Origin of the sequence: Vibrio mimicus CAIM 602 (assembly GCF_000338875.1) — a bacterium.
GTDB lineage: Bacteria > Pseudomonadota > Gammaproteobacteria > Enterobacterales > Vibrionaceae > Vibrio > Vibrio mimicus.
Window position 1 is genome coordinate 98,301 of record NZ_AOMO01000030.1, and the last position, 22,836, is coordinate 121,136.

19 protein-coding genes and 3 pseudogenes are annotated in these 22,836 nt (G+C 47.5%); 13 read left to right on the forward strand and 9 right to left on the reverse strand.

The annotated features are described in order from the left end of the window. The first annotated feature begins 81 nt into the window (after window positions 1-81). On the forward strand, window positions 82-1,197 hold the full coding sequence (locus D908_RS09610) for a GGDEF domain-containing protein (RefSeq protein ID WP_005524506.1): 1,116 nt from the start codon (window positions 82-84) through the stop codon (window positions 1,195-1,197). Here the strand turns inward: D908_RS09610 and D908_RS09605 are convergent. Next, entirely contained in the window at window positions 1,194-1,679 is a 486-nt protein-coding gene (locus tag D908_RS09605) for a GNAT family N-acetyltransferase (RefSeq protein WP_005524507.1), read from the reverse strand. The two genes, D908_RS09610 and D908_RS09605, sit on opposite strands and share 4 nt — an antisense overlap. A 290-nt stretch (window positions 1,680-1,969) precedes the next feature. Between D908_RS09605 and pheS the strand changes: the two genes are divergently transcribed. From pheS to ihfA, 3 genes are all read left to right on the forward strand, one after another. Then, a complete protein-coding gene (gene pheS / locus D908_RS09600; protein ID WP_001164213.1) occupies window positions 1,970-2,953 on the forward strand; it encodes a phenylalanine--tRNA ligase subunit alpha in 984 nt (327 codons plus the stop codon). Between the two features lie 26 nt (window positions 2,954-2,979). Beyond that, on the forward strand, window positions 2,980-5,367 hold the full coding sequence (gene pheT / locus D908_RS09595) for a phenylalanine--tRNA ligase subunit beta (protein WP_005524519.1): 2,388 nt from the start codon (window positions 2,980-2,982) through the stop codon (window positions 5,365-5,367). 438 nt (window positions 5,368-5,805) lie between these two features. Beyond that, a complete protein-coding gene (gene ihfA / locus D908_RS09590; RefSeq protein WP_005524520.1) occupies window positions 5,806-6,102 on the forward strand; it encodes an integration host factor subunit alpha in 297 nt (98 codons plus the stop codon). A gap of 105 nt (window positions 6,103-6,207) precedes the next feature. On the opposite strand, the gene D908_RS09585 is transcribed toward ihfA, so the two are convergent. Then, complete coding sequence (locus D908_RS09585) at window positions 6,208-6,987, reverse strand: nucleotidyltransferase family protein (protein WP_000054947.1); 780 nt, start codon at window positions 6,985-6,987, stop codon at window positions 6,208-6,210. A 339-nt stretch (window positions 6,988-7,326) separates the two neighbouring features. Here D908_RS09585 and D908_RS09580 point away from each other — a divergent pair, with 339 nt between their 5' ends. After that, window positions 7,327-7,965 (forward strand): thiopurine S-methyltransferase, encoded by a 639-nt coding sequence (locus tag D908_RS09580; protein ID WP_005524529.1) that lies wholly within the window; start codon window positions 7,327-7,329, stop codon window positions 7,963-7,965. Between the two features lie 109 nt (window positions 7,966-8,074). Here D908_RS09580 and purT read toward each other — a convergent pair whose 3' ends face one another. The 7 genes and pseudogenes from purT to D908_RS0119390 form a co-directional block, all read right to left on the reverse strand. Beyond that, window positions 8,075-9,250 carry a phosphoribosylglycinamide formyltransferase 2 gene (gene purT / locus D908_RS09575; RefSeq protein WP_000468089.1) on the reverse strand — a complete coding sequence of 392 codons (1,176 nt, stop codon included), beginning with the start codon at window positions 9,248-9,250 and terminating at the stop codon, window positions 8,075-8,077. Window positions 9,251-9,404: 154 nt separating this feature from the next. Beyond that, window positions 9,405-10,280 (reverse strand): AEC family transporter, encoded by an 876-nt coding sequence (locus D908_RS09570; protein ID WP_000462863.1) that lies wholly within the window; start codon window positions 10,278-10,280, stop codon window positions 9,405-9,407. 147 nt (window positions 10,281-10,427) lie between these two features. Then, on the reverse strand, window positions 10,428-11,315 hold the full coding sequence (gene cdd / locus D908_RS09565; protein WP_001246050.1) for a cytidine deaminase: 888 nt from the start codon (window positions 11,313-11,315) through the stop codon (window positions 10,428-10,430). A 168-nt stretch (window positions 11,316-11,483) separates the two neighbouring features. Beyond that, entirely contained in the window at window positions 11,484-12,158 is a 675-nt protein-coding gene (locus D908_RS09560) for an LrgB family protein (protein WP_000266248.1), read from the reverse strand. 4 nt (window positions 12,159-12,162) lie between these two features. After that, a pseudogene (locus D908_RS0119385) lies at window positions 12,163-12,522 on the reverse strand (CidA/LrgA family protein); the annotation flags it as partial. Window positions 12,523-12,551: 29 nt separating this feature from the next. Further along, the gene (sbcB, locus tag D908_RS09555) at window positions 12,552-13,976 is read right to left on the reverse strand and encodes an exodeoxyribonuclease I (RefSeq protein WP_005524544.1); all 1,425 of its coding nucleotides are present in this window, start codon (window positions 13,974-13,976) and stop codon (window positions 12,552-12,554) included. A gap of 147 nt (window positions 13,977-14,123) precedes the next feature. Next, window positions 14,124-15,496 (reverse strand): annotated as a pseudogene (locus D908_RS0119390) (L-cystine transporter). 312 nt (window positions 15,497-15,808) lie between these two features. Between D908_RS0119390 and msrB the strand changes: the two are divergent. The 8 genes and pseudogenes from msrB to btuD all read left to right on the forward strand — a co-directional run bounded on the left by msrB (window position 15,809) and on the right by btuD (window position 22,724). Further along, window positions 15,809-16,258 (forward strand): peptide-methionine (R)-S-oxide reductase MsrB, encoded by a 450-nt coding sequence (gene msrB, locus D908_RS09550; RefSeq protein WP_000935878.1) that lies wholly within the window; start codon window positions 15,809-15,811, stop codon window positions 16,256-16,258. Between the two features lie 444 nt (window positions 16,259-16,702). After that, window positions 16,703-17,728 carry a nicotinate-nucleotide--dimethylbenzimidazole phosphoribosyltransferase gene (gene cobT, locus D908_RS09545; RefSeq protein ID WP_005524555.1) on the forward strand — a complete coding sequence of 342 codons (1,026 nt, stop codon included), beginning with the start codon at window positions 16,703-16,705 and terminating at the stop codon, window positions 17,726-17,728. Next, window positions 17,728-18,511, forward strand: a pseudogene (locus D908_RS09540) (adenosylcobinamide-GDP ribazoletransferase). The gene cobT and the pseudogene D908_RS09540 overlap by 1 nt, the downstream one beginning before the upstream one ends. An 8-nt stretch (window positions 18,512-18,519) precedes the next feature. Beyond that, window positions 18,520-19,059, forward strand: coding sequence for a bifunctional adenosylcobinamide kinase/adenosylcobinamide-phosphate guanylyltransferase (cobU, locus tag D908_RS09535; RefSeq protein WP_005524557.1), 540 nt, complete (start codon window positions 18,520-18,522; stop codon window positions 19,057-19,059). 11 nt (window positions 19,060-19,070) lie between these two features. Then, on the forward strand, window positions 19,071-19,679 hold the full coding sequence (locus D908_RS09530) for a histidine phosphatase family protein (protein ID WP_005524558.1): 609 nt from the start codon (window positions 19,071-19,073) through the stop codon (window positions 19,677-19,679). 198 nt (window positions 19,680-19,877) lie between these two features. Continuing rightward, entirely contained in the window at window positions 19,878-20,906 is a 1,029-nt protein-coding gene (locus tag D908_RS09525; protein WP_005524559.1) for a succinylglutamate desuccinylase, read from the forward strand. Between the two features lie 80 nt (window positions 20,907-20,986). Next, window positions 20,987-21,982, forward strand: coding sequence for a vitamin B12 ABC transporter permease BtuC (gene btuC, locus D908_RS09520; protein WP_005524561.1), 996 nt, complete (start codon window positions 20,987-20,989; stop codon window positions 21,980-21,982). After that, entirely contained in the window at window positions 21,969-22,724 is a 756-nt protein-coding gene (btuD, locus tag D908_RS09515; protein WP_000621854.1) for a vitamin B12 ABC transporter ATP-binding protein BtuD, read from the forward strand. The genes btuC and btuD overlap by 14 nt, the downstream gene beginning before the upstream one ends. Window positions 22,725-22,836: the final 112 nt, after the last annotated feature.

Consider the following 22,836-nt stretch of genomic DNA (forward strand, 5'->3'; position numbering starts at 1 on the left):
CTCTTTGCATGTACAATTTCCACAGTATTAATATGGAAAATGGTTGATTTGAAATCATCCATTAAGGGTATGGTCGAGATAATGGAATCTTTTCAATGGGACAAATTTTTTGAAACAGGGATTGATGAGGTTGATGAGCAGCATCAGTATCTAGTGAATATCGTCAACCGCTATAGCTCTTTATTGGCTGAGAACCATGTGTCGCTGGATGAGATACGTTTAGCACTGTTCGAGTTATCTCGTTATTCTGAATACCATTTTAAAGAAGAAGAAAAACTGATGCGCGAAGTCGGTATTTCGCCGCTGCATCTAGAACAACATATCCAAGTACATCGTTCCTTTATGTCAGAAGTTTTTAGCATGCAAGCCTTCATTCATGATGTTGATGACCGATCCGCTGTCCAATTACTGGAGTTTCTTACTCACTGGTTGGCTTACCACATTCTTGGCATGGATCAGAATATGGCGCGGCAGGTGATGGCTATTCGTTCGGGGATGAGCGCGAAAGAAGCCTATGCGAAAGAAGAACGTGAAAAAAATGCCGCGACAGAGCCGTTACTGAACGCTTTGAATGCGCTTTTTGATCAAGTTTCTGAGCGAAACCGTGAGTTGGTGAAGTTGAACCAATCGCTTGAGGAAAAGGTGATTGAGCGTACAAAACAGCTCTATCAAGCCAACCGACAGCTGGAAGCGCTTTCGCTAACGGATAGCCTGACTGGGTTGCCAAATCGCCGCAAAGCGATGCATCAATTAGCACTACATTGGAACCTTGCCAGAGAACAAAAAAAACCTTTTGTTTGTGTCATGATCGATGTGGATGGTTTCAAAGAAGTGAACGATAGCTATGGGCATGACATCGGCGATAAGGTACTCACTATCATTGCTCATGCGTTGAAAGATCATTTTCGCAATGATGATCTTGTATGCCGATTAGGGGGGGATGAGTTTCTAGCCATTTGCCCTAATACGGATGCTGTTAGCGGGGTACATATTGCTGAACATGTTTGCGATGAAGTTGAATTATTGGAGATACCAGTCGAAGGGATCCATTGGCAAGGCAGCGTCAGTATGGGGGTCGCAGAATTCGACCCGAACATGAAGGATCACCATGAATTATTGCGAGCGGCCGATCAGGCAGTTTACCTTGCCAAAAATAATGGGAAAAATCGTGTCTGTGCTTTTAATCCTCCAGCCTAGACAAGCGATTTGAGCATCCACACATCACAACCGTTATGTTCAGTTCCGGGCATGGGGTGAGGTAGGTGCTCAAAACCAAGCTGCTGATAGAGTTTAATGGCTTGAGTCATGTTAGTGAGTGTATCCAAATAACATCCTGAATAGCCTTGCTGCTTTGCAAAAGTTAAACAACGTTCACTGAGGGCTTTGCCCACACCATGCCCACGGCTTGTAGGGAGTAGAAATAGTTTTTTCAGTTCACACAAATCCGCATGGTGAGCAAAAGGTGCAATACCGCCACCGCCAACCACTTCGCCGTCCAAAATTGCAACAAAATACGCGCTGCGATCTTGTTCTCGATAATGCTGACTCATGGCAAGCACTTCGGCATCCGAAGGGCCAAAACCTTCACCAATGGCACCAAACTCAGCGCCAACGGTTTGGATAATCTGGCAAATAGCAGCATCAAATTCAGGTTGAATGGGGACAATTTCCAGTGTCATTGAGATTCCTTGTGATTGGTTTTATGACGACGATGGCTGTTTTTTAACACGCCCAAATGAGTTGTCAATCAATGCGCCTTGGCTAAGTGCTTTTCAAGTGCATGAATAATGCACCAATAATGCATACACGGTGGATTTCAATTTGGCTTTAATCCTGGCTTTCGGTACTATGTACAGCTATTTGAAAACCCCAAGAATCCCTTACGGTGACACTATTGGCGGTCTTGCGACTCCCAAAGAAACCTACTCGGGCTCCTAAAGGAAACTGCTGATTGGCAGACGAGGAAACGATGCAACATCTACAAGAGATTATTGCTAATGCGACCGCGGCGATTAACGCTGCAGAGTCGCTGGTCGCACTGGATGAAGTGCGTGTTCAGTATCTGGGCAAAAAAGGTGAACTGACGGTTCAACTGCAAAGCTTAGGTAAGCTACCGCCGGAAGAGCGCCGTGCTGCTGGCCAAGAAATTAACGTTGCGAAAGAAGCGGTGCAAAAAGCGCTGGCTGAGCGCAAAGATGCGCTGCAAAGCGCTGAGCTGGAAGCCAAGTTGGCTGCAGAAACTATCGACGTGACTCTACCTGGTCGTCGCATCGAAAATGGTGGCTTGCACCCAGTGACCCGTACTATCGAACGTATTGAAAGCTTCTTTGGTGAGCTTGGCTTTACTGTAGAGTCTGGCCCTGAAATCGAAGATGATTTCCATAACTTCGATGCTCTGAACATTGCAGCGGATCACCCTGCGCGTACTGATCACGATACTTTCTTCTTCAATCCGAAGCTGATGTTGCGTACTCACACCTCTGGCGTGCAAATCCGTACTATGGAAGAGCGTCAGCCGCCACTGCGTTTCATCGCGCCGGGCCGTGTTTACCGTAACGACTACGACCAAACGCATACTCCAATGTTCCACCAAGTGGAAGGTATGCTGGTTGATGAAAACGTTAACTTCGCACAGCTGAAAGGCATTCTGCATGACTTCCTGTGTAACTTCTTCGAAGAAGATCTTGAAGTGCGTTTCCGTCCTTCTTACTTCCCGTTCACTGAGCCTTCAGCAGAAGTGGATGTAAAAGGCAAAAACGGCAAATGGCTAGAAGTGCTAGGCTGCGGTATGGTGCACCCAAATGTTCTGCGCAGCGTAGGTATTGACCCTGAGAAATACTCAGGCTTCGCGTTTGGTATGGGCGTTGAGCGTTTAACCATGCTCCGCTACGGCGTGAATGACCTGCGTGCATTCTTCGAAAACGATCTGCGTTTCCTAAAACAGTTCAAGTAATTCAGGGTCCCAAAGAGGTATATACAATGAAATTCAGCGAATCATGGCTTCGTGAGTGGGTTAACCCGGCAATTACCACTGACGAATTAACTCACCAAATTACAATGGCGGGTCTGGAAGTGGATGACGTACTGGCAGTAGCTGGTGTGTTCGACGGCGTAAAAGTGGGTCACGTGGTTGAGTGTGCTCAACACCCTGATGCCGACAAACTGCGCGTTACCAAAGTCGATGTGGGCGAAGAAGAGCTTCTGGACATCGTGTGTGGTGCAGCCAACTGTCGTCAAGGTCTGAAAGTTGCGGTTGCAACCGTAGGCGCGACGCTGCCAGGCGATTTCAAAATTAAGAAAGCCAAACTGCGTGGCCAGCCTTCACACGGCATGCTTTGTTCGTTCTCTGAGCTGGGTATCGATGTTGAATCGAACGGCATTATGGAACTGGCTGAAAACGCACCGATTGGTATGGATTTCCGCGATTTTCTGTCACTGAACGATGTGACTATCGATGTGGATTTGACGTCTAACCGCGCGGACTGTTTCAGCATCCGTGGTCTGGCTCGTGAAGTGGGCGTACTGAACCGTGCGGACGTGACAGCGCCTGCGGTGAATGCGATTGCAGCAACCATCAATGATACGATTTCAATTGACGTGAAAGCGCCAGCGGCGTGTCCACGTTACCTTGGTCGTATCGTGAAGAACGTGAACGTTCAAGCGCAAACTCCATTGTGGATGCAAGAAAAACTGCGTCGTTGTGGTATCCGCTCTATCGATCCGGTGGTTGATATCACTAACTTCGTGATGCTGGAACAAGGTCAGCCGATGCACGCGTTTGATCTGGCGAAGATTGAAGGCGGAATCGTCGTTCGTCTGGCTGAGCAAGATGAAAAACTGACTCTACTTGATGGTTCAGAAGCAAAACTGAACGCAGATACGCTAGTGATTGCGGATCAACAAAAAGCGCTGGCGATTGCCGGTGTGTTTGGTGGTGAACATTCTGGTGTAAGCACTGACACTAAAGATGTATTGCTAGAGTGTGCTTTCTTCGCGCCAGACCACATTCGTGGTCGTGCACGTAGCTACGGCCTGCATACGGATTCTTCAATGCGTTTTGAGCGTGGTGTGGACTATGCTCTGCAACACGCAGCTATGGAGCGCGCGACACAGCTACTGGTTGAGATCTGTGGTGGTGAAGTTGCACCAGTGGTAGCAGCAGAATCAGCCGCCGATTTACCAAAACCAAACCAAGTGGTGCTGCGTCGTAGCAAACTCGACAAGTTGCTGGGTCATGCGATTCCTGATGCGGATGTGGTAGAAATTCTTGAGCGTCTGGGCATGCAAGTGGCGACTACCGCAGAAGGCTGGCAAGCGACTGCGCCAACATGGCGTTTTGATATTGCTATCGAGCAAGATTTGGTGGAAGAAGTAGGCCGCATCTACGGTTACAACAACATTCCTAACCAAGCGCCAGTGGCAGCGTTGAACATGAATCTGCATAACGAAGCGAAACTACCACTGAAGCGTGTTCGCGATCTGCTGGTTGACCGTGGTTACCATGAAGCGATTACTTACAGCTTCGTTGAGCCTGAGCAGCAAAAACTGGTTGTACCGGGCGTTGATGCGCTAATCCTGCCAAACCCAATTTCAGCTGAAATGTCGGCGATGCGTTTGAGCTTGATCCAAGGTCTGCTGAACACTGTAGTTCACAACCAAAAGCGTCAGCAACCTCGTGTTCGTTTGTTTGAATACGGTCTGCGCTTCATCCCTGATGCAGCAGCAGAAAACGGTATGCGCCAAGAGCCAATGTTGGCGGGTGTGATTTCTGGCGCTCGTGGTGAAGAGCACTGGAACATGGAAACCGCGACGGTTGATTTCTTCGATATGAAGGGCGATCTGGAAGCGGTTCTTGAACTGACAGCAAAAGGCAAAGCCTATAGCTTCGCAGCAACTAAGCATCCAGCACTGCATCCAGGTCAAGCCGCAGCGATTATTGTTGATGGCAAAGAGATTGGTGTGATCGGTACTGTTCACCCTGAACTCGAGCGTAAGTTTGGCCTCAATGGCCGCACTATCGTGTTCGAGATCGAGTGGAATGCGATCAATACTCGTGTGATCCCTGAAGCAGCAGCGATTTCTAAGTTCCCAGCAAACCGTCGTGATATCGCGTTAGTGGTTGATGGCAACATCGCTTCTGGCGAAATCGTTGAGGCATGCCGTGTTGCGGGCGGTGAGTTGTTGAAAGACGCGAAACTGTTCGACGTTTACGTGGGTAAAGGCGTTGAAGAAGGTAAGAAGAGCCTAGCTATTGCGCTGACTCTTCAATCGGTTGAACGCACTCTTGAAGAAGCTGATATCGCTGCTGCGGTAGAGGCGATTGTTCAAGCTGTGTCTGCCCAGTATGGTGCGGCTCTGCGCGACTAAGCCTGAGGCAAGTTCGCTTCAAGCAAGATGATAACAGGCTCCTTGGAGCCTGTTCTTTTATCGCTACAATGTGGAACTAGGCCAACAACTCTCTGATTTTTAGATGAAACTAAGAAAAAAATTTTTGGCGTATCGAAAAAAATTATCTACGCTAAATAGTGATGAGGGTCTGAAATTCATTTTAGTGACAATGATGTAAATAACTAAAATTTCAGATTTTTTTCCTCTTGTGATTCAAGAGAGAGCAAGTGATTTTTTGAAAGAGATGTAAATCGTAACGTTTTGAATCGCTTAGTGAGTAATAAAAAAGTTGGCGAAAATCAGAAGGTTGGCATACACTTTCACTGTTCGGCGGTTAGGTTATTGATTGGTCGAACAAAAATTGCTTTGGCGCTGCCAACCAGCAGCAAGGTTTAACTTAGCTTTGAGGGAAGTTTTATGGCGCTCACAAAGGCCGAATTGGCTGAAGCCCTGTTCGAAAGGCTCGGCATGAGCAAGCGGGATGCCAAGGATACGGTTGAAGTGTTTTTTGAAGAAATTCGTAAAGCACTGGAAAGTGGCGAACAGGTAAAACTCTCCGGTTTTGGTAACTTTGACCTACGAGATAAAAATGAACGTCCGGGTCGAAACCCAAAAACTGGTGAGGATATTCCTATTACCGCTCGACGTGTCGTAACGTTCCGCCCAGGGCAAAAATTGAAAGCCCGTGTCGAGAACATCAAAGTCGAAAAATAAGACCGAGCAATAGACCACGCCCGAAAGCGTGGTCTTTTTGCTTTTGTCTCTTCATTTTAATGAGGAAGCGCAACCTGAAACTTCGAGAGGCTGCGCCTATATCTTTTATGCCGCTTGAATATGCGTGGTGATGTATGGCTGCCAAGCCTGCTGGTAGAGATCACGTGAGGTTGAGCGCATCTTTGCAATCTGGGCATGTTCCCATTCTGTTAAATCACGCTGCTCTTGGTGAGCGGTGCGCTCAATGTTTTGAATCTGTTCGTATAGCTCATGCTCTGCGCCACTTTTTACTTCTGCAATAGCCGCTAAATGAAACTGAACTTCGGCGATGATTTTCGTTTTAGGGAGTTGAACCAAAACGTTGAGATCGCGATAACCCGATTCAGCCGGATTCTTAAAGCGATTTTTGACTTTAACAATCGTCGCTTCTCGGTTCAGCGTCTCGTAGGCGGTCACAAGGCTTGCTACATCATTCGCTACGATAGTCGCTCGCGCTAAATCCGTAATGCGTTCTGCTTGCCCATCTAATTCCAAAGCCACTTTTTCTAATGCACGTTGGTGTGATTTGGCTCCAGCGAAATAAGCTTGAGTATCTGTAAGTAGGGCAGTGCTCTTACACAAAGTCTCTAATTCGATCTGAGCTTGATGCGCTTTGCTGTACAGCACATCAAAATCTTGGTAAGGCTGGGTGACGGGATAATTCTGGCTAGAGATGCCGTACAAACCACTTAAGCTATGGCGAAATAGCTTAGAGCTGACTTCATTTTGTTGGGACTCTTCGCGGTTATCTTCAGTTGAGTTTGAGGTTAATGGTATAGCCGCCAAAACGGGAGCACGGCTCAACAGCAATAGCATTAGTGCCGTTGTACGTAGCAATAGACTCATTCACTCTCCTTAGCTTGCGCTGTTGGGTCAAAAAGTGGACCTAGAAGGCGTTTCCTGACAGTGCAATTAAAGTTTGTTCAATGTGTTCAATTTCCGCTCACTATGATCAATTGGGTCGATGAGTACCGTTTCCAATCGAATTCCCACTTCCATTTGTAAGAATTTGTTATCCATCACATAACATAGGCATAGATTCAGACTGTCCCTTTTAGGCAGAGTTCCATCACTAGGAGTAAACAAATGTAACAACGTTGACTAGAACGATGGGGCTAAATTCGTGCTACCGCAACTCAGGCAGATCCGTTACTCTTGGCGATAACAAAAAGAGAGGAGTAAGAGATGCGAGATCCTGAGTTCTGGCATAACAAATGGGCGGCTAACCAGATTGGTTTTCATCTGGAAGATGTGAATCCGTTACTGATTCGTTTTTGGTCTGAAACAGCACCTAAACGTGATGATAAAGTGCTAGTGCCTTTGTGTGGTAAGAGTGAAGATCTAGTATGGCTTGCTAATCAGCATGACAGTGTTCAAGGGGTTGAGCTGAGCCAAATTGCGGTACGTTCTTTCTTTGCCGAGCATTTTTATACCCCGACGGTGACCCGACTCAACGCGCAACATGAGTTGTATCAGTTTGATGAGCTGGCGATTTTTACCGGCGATTTTTTCACGGCTCCCGTTGAATCTGTAGATTTGATTTATGATCGCGCAGCGCTAGTGGCATTACCCAAAGAAATGCGTTCAGACTACGCGCAGCGTTTACTGCAACTGCTTAAACCGGGTGGACGGGTTCTACTGGTCAGTATGGACTACGTGCAAACTGAGCTGCCGGGGCCACCATTCTCGGTTCCTGAATCGGAAATTCGTATGTTGTTTGCTCATTGCGAGGTACGACGGGTTTATCAAGATACGACTATCGATCCACATCTGAATAAGCGAACTACAGCGGGTTTGAGTCGTTTGCGGAAGAGGTTTGGGTGATTGAGAAAGGCGAGTGACTTTTACTCCATGACCGTCACTAAGTAGAAATGAAAAAAGCGCGCTGAAATAGCGCGCTTTTTGATGGTGCTGATAACGATAGGGGGCTGAATTAGTAATGGATCTTCACTGCTTTCGCACATTCAATCGCACGATCAGTGGCTTCCTGTGTGGTTTTGCCACGGCTTAGCGCAACACCCAAACGGCGACGACCAGCGATGTCCGGTTTTCCAAACAAACGCACTTGCGTGTGAGGAATGCTTAATGCGTCGTCCAACCCACTAAATTGAATGTTTTGAGACTGGCCTTGGCCAAGAATCGCGGCTGAGGCTGATGGTCCATATTGCACAATTTGGCCAATAGGCAGACCAGTAAACGCGCGCACATGCAGGGCGAACTCAGACAGTTCTTGGGAAATCAGCGTGACCATTCCGGTATCGTGTGGGCGAGGAGAGACTTCGTTGAAGATGACTTTATCGCCTTTCACAAACAGTTCAACGCCAAACAAGCCATAACCACCGAGAGCATTGACGACTTGTTCTGCTACGTATTCAGCGGCTTTGATGGCATTTTCCGACATCACTTGTGGTTGCCATGACTCACGGTAGTCTCCATCTTCTTGACGATGACCGATAGGTGCACAGAAATGAACACCATCTACGGCACGCACTGTCAGCAGCGTGATCTCGTAATCAAAGTCGACAAAGCCTTCAACAATCACACGGCCTGCGCCACTGCGCCCGCCTTGCTGAGCGTACTGCCACGCTGCTTCAATTTGTTCTGGGGTGCGAATAACACTTTGTCCTTTGCCTGATGAGCTCATGACTGGCTTACAAACACAAGGTAGACCAATGGTTTCTACTGCTGCGGCAAAGCTTTCGTAGCTATCCGCGAATTGATAATGGGAAGTCGGCAGACCCAACTCTTCCGCCGCGAGTCGACGAATGCCTTCACGGTTCATAGTCAGGCGAGTGGCATTCGCGGTAGGAACGACATTTAAGCCTTGTGCTTCTAACTCGACCAATTTGCTCGTGGCAATCGCTTCAATTTCGGGTACGACAAAATGAGGTTTTTCTAAATCAATGACTTGTTGTAATGCATCGGCATCAAGCATATCAAATACATGGCTGCGATGGGCGACCTGCATGGCAGGTGCATCGGCGTAACGATCACAGGCGATCACTTCAAGGCCAAGGCGTTGGCATTCAATCGCCACTTCTTTACCGAGTTCACCAGAGCCAAGCAAAAGTACTCGTGTTGCGTTATCCCGAGTTGCTGTCCCAAACATAGACAATCCTTATAGTAAATCAGTCAACATTAGCAAAAAACAGCGGCCATGATACTGGAACAAAGCAGAAAAGAAAACGTTTGCTTCCCGCTGTAACCAGTCAGATTAGCTCATGTTTGGGTCAAGTTGATGACAGTTTTGTGGAGAATGTCCATCACAGAGAGAGGGCGATAAAGAGCAAAATGGGTAGGCTCAATAAGCTGAAGAAATTCCCAAATAGCACCATAGCGGCAACCTGAGCCGGTTCTATGTGGTAGCGTTCGGCAAAGAGGTAGTTCATCACCGCAGGTGGCAGCATGGTAAACAGCACCATCATTTGCAGTTGTAGAGGTGGCAGTGGAATGAAAAAGTAAATCACTGCAAATGCACAAGCGCCAGTAAGCAAAGATTGCACAGTAGAAATGATGCCCACTTTCAGGCCATCTAAGCGCAGATTAATCATCTGCGAGCCGAGTGAAAGCAACATTACAGGGACGGCGGCTTGTCCGAGTAAAGAGGTGGCGTTATACAGTGGTGACCAGACGGATATACCGCTGAGATTAAGAATCATGGCAAGTAACGACGCCAGAAAAACAGGTGCACTCAGCACGGTTTTTAACACGTTACCTTTGCTCAGCATGGCGACGCCTAAGCTAATGTGCAGACACATTGAGACCACAAACAGCAAGACGGCTGAGGGGAGTGCGCTTTCGCCAAAAGCATAGGTAAAAAGGGGAATCGCTAAATTGCCACTGTTGCGAAACATGTGTAGCGGAGCCCATGTTTTAAATGACCATCCGCCGAAACGACACACTCCTAGCATCAATACGCCAGGCAACAATACGGCAACGAGAGCTGAGATTAGCAGGGGTGTCTGCTGTGTATCCAGCGGCATGTTGACTAGTGAGGAAAACACCAACGCGGGAACGAAAGCATCCATATTGATGCGATTGATCGGGCGAAAATCGGGCTTTAGCCAGAGACCAATCAGGTAGCCAATCAGCACCAAGCTGATGACAGGAAAAAGAATCGCGATAATTTGTTCGAACATAGCCCGATAGAGATGTGTGTAAAACCATCAAATTATCAGGCTTTGTTTAGCGCGTCATGGCAGGCAATGGAAAAGTGTGCGCGCGACATCTTTAGCAAGATAGTGGCTATACAAAAAATTAAGAGGCCGATGGCCTCTTAATTCGATTTACAGTGATAGATAGGAGAGCGGGATATCTGGGTTAATCACTTCCAGTGTCGCTTGTGTATCGGCGAGATGGCTGATTTTGCCTGTAGATGTTTCTACTAGCGCGGCAGCTTCAATTTCCTCAAACGATTCACTCATCATCATGGCTTGTGCAAGGGCAACTTGTAGCGGTGGCAAGCTTGGGTTAAACGCAGCATTTTCTGCATACGCCCCAAGGTAGACTGCGCCACTGTGCATTTTCAGTGCTACACCACTGAAGTTTTGAGTGTAAGGGGAGTAGCTGATGTTCATGGCTCGCAGTGCTTGTTGAATCAACTCTTCGTCATCGCTACTGGTTTTGCCATGATCCATTGGGCTCATTAGGCCCGAATCAATACCAAGATCGGCAGGTCCAAATGATTCTGGTAAATACTCTTGCAAGCTTTTTGCTGCACGTTTTGGAAGCTGGATTTTTAGCGAAGAGGCAGTAGTCAGTTCATTCATAAACTGGCGGCAGTGCCCGCAAGGGCTGAAGTTGATGGTAATGTCTGCAACGCCTTTCTCACCTTTCATCCAAGCGTGGCTAATGGCGCACTGTTCTGCATGAACGGTTTGACCTAACTGTGCACCAGTGAATTCCATATTCGCGCCCAGATAGAGGCGGCCAGATACACCACGTACAATGGCGCCTACATAAAATTCGGAAATAGGCGCAAAAGAGTAAGCGGCGGCAATCGGTAAAAGCGCAACGCGCAGGTCTGCATCTTCAAGTCCGGAAAGGGTCAATAATTGCTGGTACTGCTCGGCAGAGAAAGTAGCATCGAAATTCTTGGCCAACACCAATTCGCGTAAGTAAGGGGCAAAAGAGGCGGGCATTTGTTGTAATGCTTGCTCAACACGGTTTCTCATAGTGATTCCTTTTCGTGGCATGGAATCCTATTTTAGGTAATGCGAGATTTTATAGGGTGATCAACATCACGTTAAATGGTGCAATTTATTTTTGTGTTTCATTATTAGAGTGACGTCACACATGATATCGATTGCAAGCCAGTGAGATGTGACATCACTCGAAGTGGATTAATGCAGCCAAAGAGCGAGCGCGAACAAACTCGGTGCTAAAACAGAAGTAATAACCCCGCACACGACCAGTGCAAGTGAGCTAAAGGCCGCATCACGCGGATCTTTCTCAGCGCAAGTTGCAGTGCCAAGAGCGTGAGAGACAGTTCCCATCGTCAAGCCACGAGCAATCGGGTGGGTAATGTTGAGTAGTTTGTAGATGGGGTAAGCGAGTATTGCACCGAAGAGCCCCACCAATAGAACTAAAATGGCAGCAATGGCGGGTTCTCCACCCAGTTGACGCGCCACTTCCATCGCGATAGGTGTCGTCACCGATTTTCCCATTAATGCCGCGACCAATGGAATATCTGCGCCCATCCCTACCGCAATTAGACTCGCGGTGATCATCGACATTACGCTACCAACGCCACAAGCTAAGGCGATAATGCGCCAGTTAGCGCGAATTTGTGGAAGTTGCTCATAAAGAGGATAAGCAAGAGCGACCACCGCAGGTTGCAGCAAATAACTCAGCCATTCATTATCGGCGTAGTAGGTTTCAAAAGGCACTTTCAGGTAGGTCAGCAAAGGAATCAAGATGCCAATGCTGATTAACAATGGGTTGGCTAAAGGCGTATTGCATTTTTGAGCAACCCAACGCGCCATGAAAAACACCAGAAGAGTAATGATCAGCCACATGATTTTTCCCCTTCTTCAGCATGCGATCCAGTATCAGACCAAGTGTGATCATGACAATCAAGGTGCCACCGATAGCACTGGCTAAAATCGGTGCGAGGTTAGCCAGTAGAGTATCGAAGTGCACCATCAAGCCCACACTGATGGGAACGAACAGTAAAATCATGTAGCGGATAAAGAGGGTGGCGCTGGGCTTAACCCATTCCACAGGAACCAAACCACTGGCCATCAGACCAAACAAGATCAGTAACCCTATGATGCTGCCGGGAATGGCAATGCCTAGCCAAGTTTGTAAATTGATGCCAGCCAAAAGACAGAGAAAAATCAGTCCCATGGAGACGCAGTATTGAGCTATTTTTTTGATCATTAATGAAGTCAGCAAGTAAAAAATAAACGTTAGTGAGTGAGCTTTTCAACGTAATGGTAAACGGATTTTAAAATCGCCATTTTCTTTTCGTCAGTCTGATGTTCATGAACTAAGTTTTCCAAATTCAGCATATAGCTTTCAAGGTTACGTTCAAAATAGTCACGACAATGCGCTGCCCAGCGGCGCTGCTCGGCATCGGTTAAGGTATGTGGGTAATGGCGAGCACGGTAACGGAACAACAGAGGTTCGATACGTTTATCCGCCACTTTAATCTCTAGGCTGCCAAGATTATCCGGTGACGTGGTGCGAATGATCTCCATCGCCGCACGATCGGCAGGCGAAAAGAACCCTTCATACAATTGGCTATCCACATTGTTTTCTTTGGCAAACTCGCGCTCTTGACTGAATACCGTCACCAGCTTTTCACGAATTTCTGGATGCTGACGAATCACATTTAAGTGAGCAAGACACTGCTCGCGATCAATACCAATCTTTTCAGCATTCTCTGCGGTCAGGGTCTTGGCGGGAGCAAGAATAGGGCATTTGTTGAGATGCACTAACTTCACCGGAACCGGTAGTTCATCGGGGGCTAAATCTTCATAACGAGTATAGAGACGCGCTTGCAACGCTTCTGCATCAAGATCAAACAGAGGCTGAGGGTCTTTACCCAAATCCACCACAATGACCGCATTTTGGTTGGTAGGATGCCAAGCAATCGGCACAATCCAACTGGTGTACTGACGTTCGCGGCCAAGCATACCAGAAACATGCATCAGCGGGGTTTGGTTAACGATATCAATCAGCTCAGTCAGCTTGCGTTTGTGGCGCATGTTGAAGAAATAGTCGAACAACTTAGGCTGCGCGGCTTTGATCTTTTTCGCCAATTCAATGGTAGCAATCACGTCAGCCATCGCATCGTGTGCGTTACTGTGTTCAATGCCGTTGGCGACAGAAAGGTGTTCTAACTTAAAGCTAGTAAAGCCTTCATCATTCTCTGGCCATTCGATGCCTTCAGGGCGCAGAGCATGGCAAGCACGAATCACATCCAGCAGATCCCATCGAGAATTGCCGTGTTGCCAGCTCCATGCATACGGATCGATAAAGTTTCGATAGCAGGTGTAGCGTGTCACTTCATCATCAAAACGAATGCTGTTGTAGCCTAAGCTGGTGGTGTTTGGCGTGGAGAGTTCAGCGTGAATACGGGCGATAAATTCTGGCTCTGGTAAGCCTAAACTATTCGCTTTCTGTGGAGTAATTCCGGTGATCAGCGCGGCTTCAGGAGCGGGTAAGTAATCATTTGGTAATTGGCAGTAAATCACCAGTGGTTCACCAATGATGTTGAAATCCATATCGGTACGAACACCCGCAAATTGACTAGGACGATCCTTGGCGGGATTCACTCCCCAAGTCTCGTAGTCAAAGAAGAAAAATGTTGGCTGGTGTTCTTGCTGCATGTGGCCTTACCAAATCGCTGAAAGTTGCCGTTATTAGACCATCCTGCCCCTGACATAGCAATTGCTGCTCTTTCGGTAATCCGTTATTTGTTCAGCCTTTCAACAAAAAAGCCGATGCGTGGCATCGGCTTTGAAAAGAAAGGAAGATTAAGCTTGCTGAGTTTTATGCTCAACCTCTTCACTTGTTTGTTTGAGTAAGCGGCTGGTCATAGTTCCGGCAGTCATTGAACCGGATACGTTGAGTGCAGTACGCGCCATATCAATCAGTGGCTCGATAGAAATCAGCAGTGCCGCAATCGTCACTGGTAAGCCCATAGCAGGCAGAACAATCAGAGCTGCGAAGGTCGCGCCACCGCCAACACCTGCGATACCAAATGAGCTGATGGTGATCATGGCAATCAAGGACACAATAAAGTGGATATCCAGGGGACTAATACCCACTGTTGGTGCAACCATCACTGCCAACATCGCAGGGTAAATACCCGCACAGCCGTTTTGACCAATCGTTGCACCGAATGACGCAGATAGGTTAGCAATCGCAGGTGGCACATTCAGTTTGGTGATTTGCGCTTCTACATTCAGCGGAATCGTTGCGGCTGAACTGCGCGAAGTAAAGGCAAAGGTCAGTACCGGCCAGATGTTTTTAAAGTAGGTGGTTGGGTTCACACCCACCATAGCCACGAGCAGACCATGAACCACAAACATCAGTGCAATCGCAACATAGGACGCAACAATGAAACCCAGTAAGCTCAGAATGTCGGAAGCGCTTGAAGTCGCGACCACTTTAGCCATTAGGCTGCAATGCCGTAAGGCGTCAGCGCCATGATCATTTTGACAAGTCGCATCACAATCGCTTGTGCGGCTTCAACAAAAGTACGGATTGGCGTTTCTAATTCTTGCTTATCAGCCATCACTTTGCGTGCGGCAATACCAGTAAGCACACCGAAAATTACTACCGCGATGATTGAAGTCGAACGTGCGCCCGTTAAATCAGCAAATGGGTTAGTTGGAATAAAGCTTACTAAAAGCTGTGGGATGGTTAGATCAGCGACGCTTGAAGCTCTGCTTTCCAGCACTGCGATGCGTGCGGTTTCACGTGCGCCTTCTACTAAACCTTCCGCCGTCAAACCAAACGCTTGAGTGATCAGGATACCGATCAGCGCTGAAATCGCGGTTGTTACCAGCAAAATACCTATGGTCAGGCCAGAGATTTTGCCCAGTGAGCCGTTTTTATCCAGTCGTACAACCGCTGAAATCATGGAAACCAGTACCAGTGGCATGATCACCATTTTTAGTAAACCAACATAGCCGTTACCGACAATGCCAATCCAAGAAAGAGTTTCTTTAATTGCTGGGTGGCCTTCGCCCAGAACGACTTGCAGCGCTAAACCAAATGCACTACCAAGAACTAAACCAAACAAAACCTGACGAGAAAGGGTGGATGCTTTTTTCTGTAGTCCGAAGAGATACAACAATAAGCCCGCGAAAATCACAAGTGCTGCGATGGTAACCACTGACATAATGAAATCCTTAAAAGGGGTTTGAAATCTAACCGTGACGGCACTTTTAAAGTGGCAGAGGTAACGTGTTAGAACATCAAATGAGAATGATTTTCTGGGAATATAGCGATCGCTATCACGAAAATAAACTCAGAAAAATACATGTTTTATAACTAATAGTTATCAAAAACAGGAAGTTGGTTAATCTAAAATCAGTTTGTGGAAACTTTAAGCAAAGAAAGTCTTTTTTATGGCATTAACCTCTAATCAAAGAAATGAAATAAGAAGGGTAAATCCACGGTCTGCTGTTTGGTAAAGCAAGAGGAGATAATTATGTTGAATTGGCAACAAGTGTTGGACTTTGCAAATCAAGGTAATCCGGCACCGGATCGTGAGGTGATCCGCAGCGATGCTGAGTGGCGTGAAATACTCAATGAACAGCAGTATTACGTGATGCGCCAACATGGAACGGAAAGAGCATTTTCTAATGCGATGTGTGAGTTGTTTGAACCCGGCTTATACCAATGCGCTGGATGCCAAACTCTGCTGTTTGATTCAGCAACGAAGTTTGACTCTGGCACTGGGTGGCCTTCGTTTTCACAGCCTGTGAAATCTAATGCAATCTCGTACCATATGGATCACAGCTTAGCGCGTGCCCGAGTGGAAGTGCGTTGCAACACTTGTGCATCGCATTTAGGGCATGTGTTTCCAGATGGCCCACCACCCAGTGGTTTGCGTTACTGCATCAATTCAGTCGCTGTCGACAAGCTCAACTCACATTAAGCCACATTCATCAGGTCTGGTTATGCCCAGACCTGATGCTTATCACACACAATTTCTTCATTCGATCTTTCTTAGACAACGTAACCGAAGCGTATAGCATTAGGTCAGCGCGAGTGGGATGCGTTTGCCTTTTTTACCCGCGGGTTTGTTGGGTTTCTGTTTGGGTGATCTTTGGTTGGCAATCATGGTACAACTCCTTGTTGTGTCTCCATTTAGAGACAACTACGGGAAAGGGAAGCCAAACTGAAGCGTCAAAGATAGAAGCACTATTCATACCAAGAGTATAGAACATCTAATTTCAACTGCTTATACGAAGGAAAATGTCAGTAAGTTTGCTTTGCGGCAGGCTAAGCAAAATGCGTGAAGGTTTTTGCTTTGTTGCCCAGAGCGAGTAGACTGTGCCGACTCATTTCCAAGCCCAAAAAAAGAAGTAAGGATGCCTGCATGTTAGATCGCTCGTTCAGCGCCGAAATCCAACAACGAATTGACCAAAAAACTAAGCCACTAGGGGCGCTTGGTCAGCTTGAGCGCGTTGCGCACCATTTAGCGCTGATCCAAAGTCAATCCAAGCAAAGTGCGATGACTCAACTTGAAATTCATCAGCCAACAGTATTGGTGTTTGCTGCCGATCATGGCATTGCCGCACAAGGCGTTAGCATTGCTCCAAGTGCCGTAACCGAGCAAATGGTGAGAAATTTTCTAGCTGGTGGGGCGGCCATTAACTGTTTTTGCCGCAGTGAGCAAGCAGCGATGCGAGTGATCGATTGTGGCATCCTTCGCGCACAACCCGCGCATAGTGATTTGATTGAGCAGCGACTCGGTGCGGGAACACAAAACTTTGCACAGCAAGCCGCCATGACCCAAGAACAAGTACAAACAGGTATTGAGTTGGGCAAAGCACTGATTCATCGTGAAGTTGATGCGGGATGCAACCTAATGATGTTTGGTGAAATGGGCATCGGCAATACCAGCAGCGCCGCAGCGCTATTGGCAGCACTTTCAGGTCTTCCGATTGAAGTATGCGTAGGGCGTGGAACTGGCATCAGCGATGAACAGTACCAGCGGAAAATTGAGTTAGTGACACAAGGTGTAGAGCGTTGCTTAGGTGCTGCACCACAAGAAGTATTGATGCAGGTTGGCGGCTTTGAAATTGTTCAGATGGTCGGAGCTTTCCTTGGCGCATACGAAAAACAAACGCCAGTACTGGTGGATGGTTTTATTGTTACGGTTGCCGCTTACATCGCAACTTTAATCGAACCAGATGTACGTGACTATTTGCTGTTTGCTCACCGCTCACAAGAAACTGGGCATCGCGCCGTATTAGGTCTGCTTGCCGCAGATCCTCTCCTCGATTTAGGGCTTCGTTTAGGTGAAGGAACCGGGGCGGTATTGGCACTAGGTATCGTGCGTGCGGCAGTCGAGTTCTACAACAACATGGCCAGTTTTGCCGATGCAGGGGTGACCGTGTAATGGCGGCAATTTTGCGTTATCAATTAGAACTTTTTCTGCTTGCCGTCAGTTTCTTCTCACGTCTCCCTGTTCCCGTTAACCTGCCTTATAGCAGTGAGCGGATGAATCAGGCGGGGCGCTATTTCGCGTTAGTCGGTTTGCTATTAGGTGGGATTTGCGCGCTGGTTTATTCATTGGCGACTCAACTCTTTTCAACCAATATCAGCGTTTTTCTGACCATGGTACTTAGCCTGTTACTGACGGGAGCATTCCACGAGGATGGGTTAGCTGATATGGCCGATGGCGTCGGTGGAGGTATGACCGCGGAGCGCCGTTTAGCCATTATGAAAGACAGCCGTATTGGAACGTATGGTGCCAGTGCTCTGTTAATGGCACTGTTTGGTAAATACTTACTTTTGACTGAGCTGGCTGATCTCACATCATTGGTGCCAATTTGGTTGATGGCTTATACGCTGAGCCGCGCAGTTGCTGCTTCACTAATTCATAACACCCCATATGTTTCAGATGCCGATAGCAGCAAAAGCAAACCTCTTGCTCAACAGCAGTCGAGCAGCGATTTGGCGATTTTAGCGCTCACGGCGTTGATGACATTACTTTGCTTTTCATGGCAGCTAATGGCAGTGATGATTGTAGCCAGCCTGATTTTTAGACAAACCTTCCGTCGATGGCTAATCAAACGTTTGGGGGATTTACGGGGATTGCTTGGGGGCTGCTCAACAACTAATGGAACTGCTGATCTATCTGATCTTGCTGGCGTTTTTACAGCATGAGCTGATGATTTAGGAGGCAAAGTGAGCGTACATTTAATTTTAGGTGGTGCACGCAGCGGTAAATCCAGCCACGCCGAATCTTTTGCGAAGCAGGCCGCGCAAGAACATTCTGCTTCTCTACATTATGTTGCGACAGCCGCTGCTTTGGATGATGAGATGCGGGCACGAATTGCACATCATCAAGCAAGACGCACTGCCGAGTGGATTGAGCATGAAGTCCCTCTCGCGCTGGCGGACTATTTAGCTCGCTTTCAAAAAAACGATGTGGTGTTGGTGGATTGCCTGACCTTGTGGTTGAACAACCTGCTTTTTGAACATGAACAATCGTTTTCTTCCTCGTTGATTGATGAGTATGTAGAGCAATTGCTGACTGCATTAGCACAGACCCAAGCCACAGTAATTTTAGTGAGTAATGAAGTTGGGATGGGAGTAGTTCCTATGGGTGAACTGACTCGCTTCTTTGTTGACCATGCGGGTTGGATGAACCAGAAAATCGCTGCTTTAGCCGATTCCGTTACCCTAGTAGTAGCTGGGCTGCCACAGCGCTTAAAAGGTGAGTGAGTCAACACGCTATGATCACGATTTGGTTACTGCGTCACGGTAAAACGCAAGGCCCAGCAGCACTAAATGGCATTACGGATGTTGCGGTTGATGCTGACATCCAGCAAGCGATAACAAGTCAATTGGTTGGCTTGCCGTTCTCGCGTGTGATTAGCTCGCCTTTGCGTCGCTGTGCCGATCTGGCGCAGCAAATTCGAACGGTACGTCCAGAGATAACGCTTGATTACGATACCAATTTTCAAGAACTGAACTTTGGTCAGTTTGATGGGCAAAGTTTTTCTGAGCTAGAAAGTGAGTGGCCATTATTGGAGGCCTTTTGGCAAGATCCCGCTAAACATACCTTGCCGCAAGCAGAACCGTTAGCTGATGCTTATCAAAGAGTTAGTCAAGCATGGCAGCAATGGTTGCCTAGGTTAGAGAGTAATACGCTTATCATCTGCCATGCTGGAACAATTCGCCTGATTCTGGCGGAAGTGTTGGGTGTGGATTGGCGTAATCCTAATTGGTATAGCCGCTTAAATATTCCTTATCAATCACTGACCCAACTCAACCTCTATCCCGGTGAGCCACCTTTTGTGAGCGTGAGCAGCATCGGAAATGCGCTTGGAGATTATCCATAAAGCGATTTCGATATAGAGCATCTTATTGAATTAATGATAGAATCCGCGGCTATATCGTCGCCATCTGGCTGGGTATGGAAAGAAAGTGTCATTTTCCTCTGCCACAGAGATCGTATGGGTCGTCATAAGTGCGATCTTCTTGGCATAAATTGTTCGTACAATTTCTTAACATACCGCTGTGCAATAAAGGAGTAGCGCATGACGAAGTCTCTCTTCCGCCAATCTTTTCTTTTCGACAGCTTAGACCTCGACCACTCAATGGTCACTCAATCCCTACGTACAGTACAGGGTGTGACTTTAAAGCTGCATCAACGTGGTGTGCTGGAAGTCATCCCAGCGCAGTATGATGCAACAAGTAAAAATGTGGTGATTTCTTGTGGTATCCACGGCGATGAAACTGCGCCAATGGAGCTAATGGATAAGTGGGTTGAAGATATTGTCAGCGGATTTCAACCTGTTGCTGAGCGCTGTTTGTTTATTCTTGCTCATCCTGAGGCGACTCAACGTCATTCCCGTTTTATTGAACAGAATCTCAATCGTTTGTTTGATGACAAACCGCACGCGCCGAGCGCTGAGTTAGCCATCGCTGATAATTTGAAGTTGCTGCTCGATCAGTTTTTCGCCAATACCGAAGAAAACTCACGTTGGCATCTGGATTTGCACTGCGCAATCCGTGCCTCGAAGCATTATTCGTTTGCTGTGAGCCCTAAATCTCGTCATCTTGTGCGTAGCCGAAGCCTGATGCAGTTTGTCGAACAAGCGCATATTGAAGCTGTAATGCTTTCTAATGCTCCTTCCAGTACTTTCAGTTGGTACTCGGCAGAGCATTTCGCCGCCCAAGCTCTAACCTTAGAACTTGGTCAAGTTGCCCGTTTAGGAGAAAACCAATTGGATCGCTTGGTTGCCTTCGATTTGGCAATGCGCGATCTCATTTCACGTCATAAACCGGAACATTTACCAAGAAAAACGGTGATGTACCGAGTGAGCCGTACCATAGTGCGCCTACACGATGACTTTGATTTTCGCTTCAGTGATGATGTGGAAAACTTCACCGCGTTTATGCATGGCGAAGTCTTTGGCCACGATGGTGATAAACCTTTGATGGCAAAGAATGAAGGTGAAGCCATTGTGTTCCCGAATCGAAACGTCGCAATAGGGCAGCGGGCTGCCTTGATGGTGTGTAAAGTCAATACTCGTTATGAAGATGACCAATTGGTGTACGACTGATTGTGCATTCGCATGAACCGCTTTCTATTTGAATGGCTTAACGGTAAGGTTAGGCCATTCTTTTTTCTATGAATGACAAGATGGATTTTCATCGACTGCTTCAACACAAGCAAAGACGCTGGCGCCACAGTAGTTACCTGCTGTGCGGGCTATTTCTGATCCTAAGCTGCGTTTATTTGTTGGTGGGGGAAGTGTGGCTATCACCTTTTTCCACATGGTCTTCGCTTGAACAGCAATTGGTTTGGGACTTGCGTTTACCTCGACTTCTTGCCGCTGCGGTGATTGGTGCTTCCTTGGCGATTGCAGGCGCAACTTTACAAGTTCTGCTCGGTAACGTGCTCGCTGAACCCGGTGTGGTTGGGGTATCCGGTGGGGCGAGTGTCGCCATGGTCATCTTGCTGTTGTTTTTCCCAAGCTTAAATTCGCCCGTTGCTTTTATGGTTGCTGCTGTACTGGGCGCTTTGCTGTTCACTCTGCTCTTGGTGATGATGGCGCGCAAATTACGCTTAACCACGGCTAGGTTGCTGTTGGTCGGTGTTGCGTTAGGTATCTTGTCAGGCGCAGTGGTCACTTGGGCTTTCTATTTCAGTGATGATTTAGGCTTACGTCAATTGATGTACTGGCTGATGGGCAGTGTTGCAGGAGTCAGCTGGTATCAGCACACACTCTCTTTGGTCGCGATTCCGGTGGTGTTTTGGCTTGCGTTACAAGGCGGAGTGTTGGATAAGCTCATGCTCGGAGAAGGTCACGCAAAACAATTGGGTGTCGATATTCATCGTGTCCGCTGGCGTTTGATCCTGGCTATTGCGTTATTGGTTGGTTCCTCTGTGGCATTGGGGGGCGTGATTGGTTTCGTTGGTTTGGTCGTTCCTCATTTACTGCGTTTAATCCTAGGTTCTGAAAATCGATTGCTGTTGCCTATGTCGGCACTTTGTGGATCTTTGTTGCTGGTAAGTGCTGATCTGATTGCGCGTATGGCACTAGGCAGTGGCGAGCTACCGCTTGGTGTAGTGACAACCACTTTGGGCGCGCCAATCTTTATCTGGATGTTGGTGAGAAACCATGATTCGTGTTAATAGCTTACAGGTGGATTCGCGTCTGCTACCTCTCTCACTCAGTGCCAACGTTGGCGAAGTTTGGCATGTGATTGGTCCCAATGGCAGTGGTAAGAGTACCTTTCTGGCGGCATTGGCGGGGTTGACGTCATTTTCAGGCTCTATCCAGATTGATGAGTTGGAAGTGGGGGAGGCGAGTCTTTCTGAGTTAGCCCTGCATCGTGCCTATCTTGCCCAAAATGATAAACCCAGTTTTCAATTGCAGGTTTTCCAATACTTAGCGCTCTCCATCCCTGCCGGTATTGCTATTGATAGCCCAGAAGTTGCCAGTGAAATTGATGAGATCAGCCGTCTGCTGAATATTGATGACAAGCTGCATCGTTCGATCCATCAGCTTTCTGGTGGCGAATGGCAACGCGTACGCTTGGCTGGCAGTTGCTTGCAAGTTTCTCCGGCGTTAAATCCATCTGCCCGTTTGCTGATTTGGGATGAACCCGCCGCACCGCTCGACATTGCTCAAGAAAGTTTGCTGTACCGCCTGATTGAGCGCATGGCCGGACAAGGACTGACCATCATTATGGCTAACCATGACCTCAATCGGACTTTGCGACATGCAGATAAGGTTCTGATGCTCAAAAATGGGGTGTTGTATCACGCAGGCTGTGCTGAAGAGGTGCTTACTCAAGAGGCATTACAAGATGTATTCGGCACTTCCATTCGCAGAGTGGAGCTTGAAGGCCATTATCATCTCTTGTTCGACTGAGCTTCTCGTATACGGTTAGACCCTCAATCAGATATAACAAGCCACCTTAGGATTAAGGTGGCTTGTTACTTTTCCTAGCTTGGGCTTAAAAACGAAAACGCCAAGTTATTGC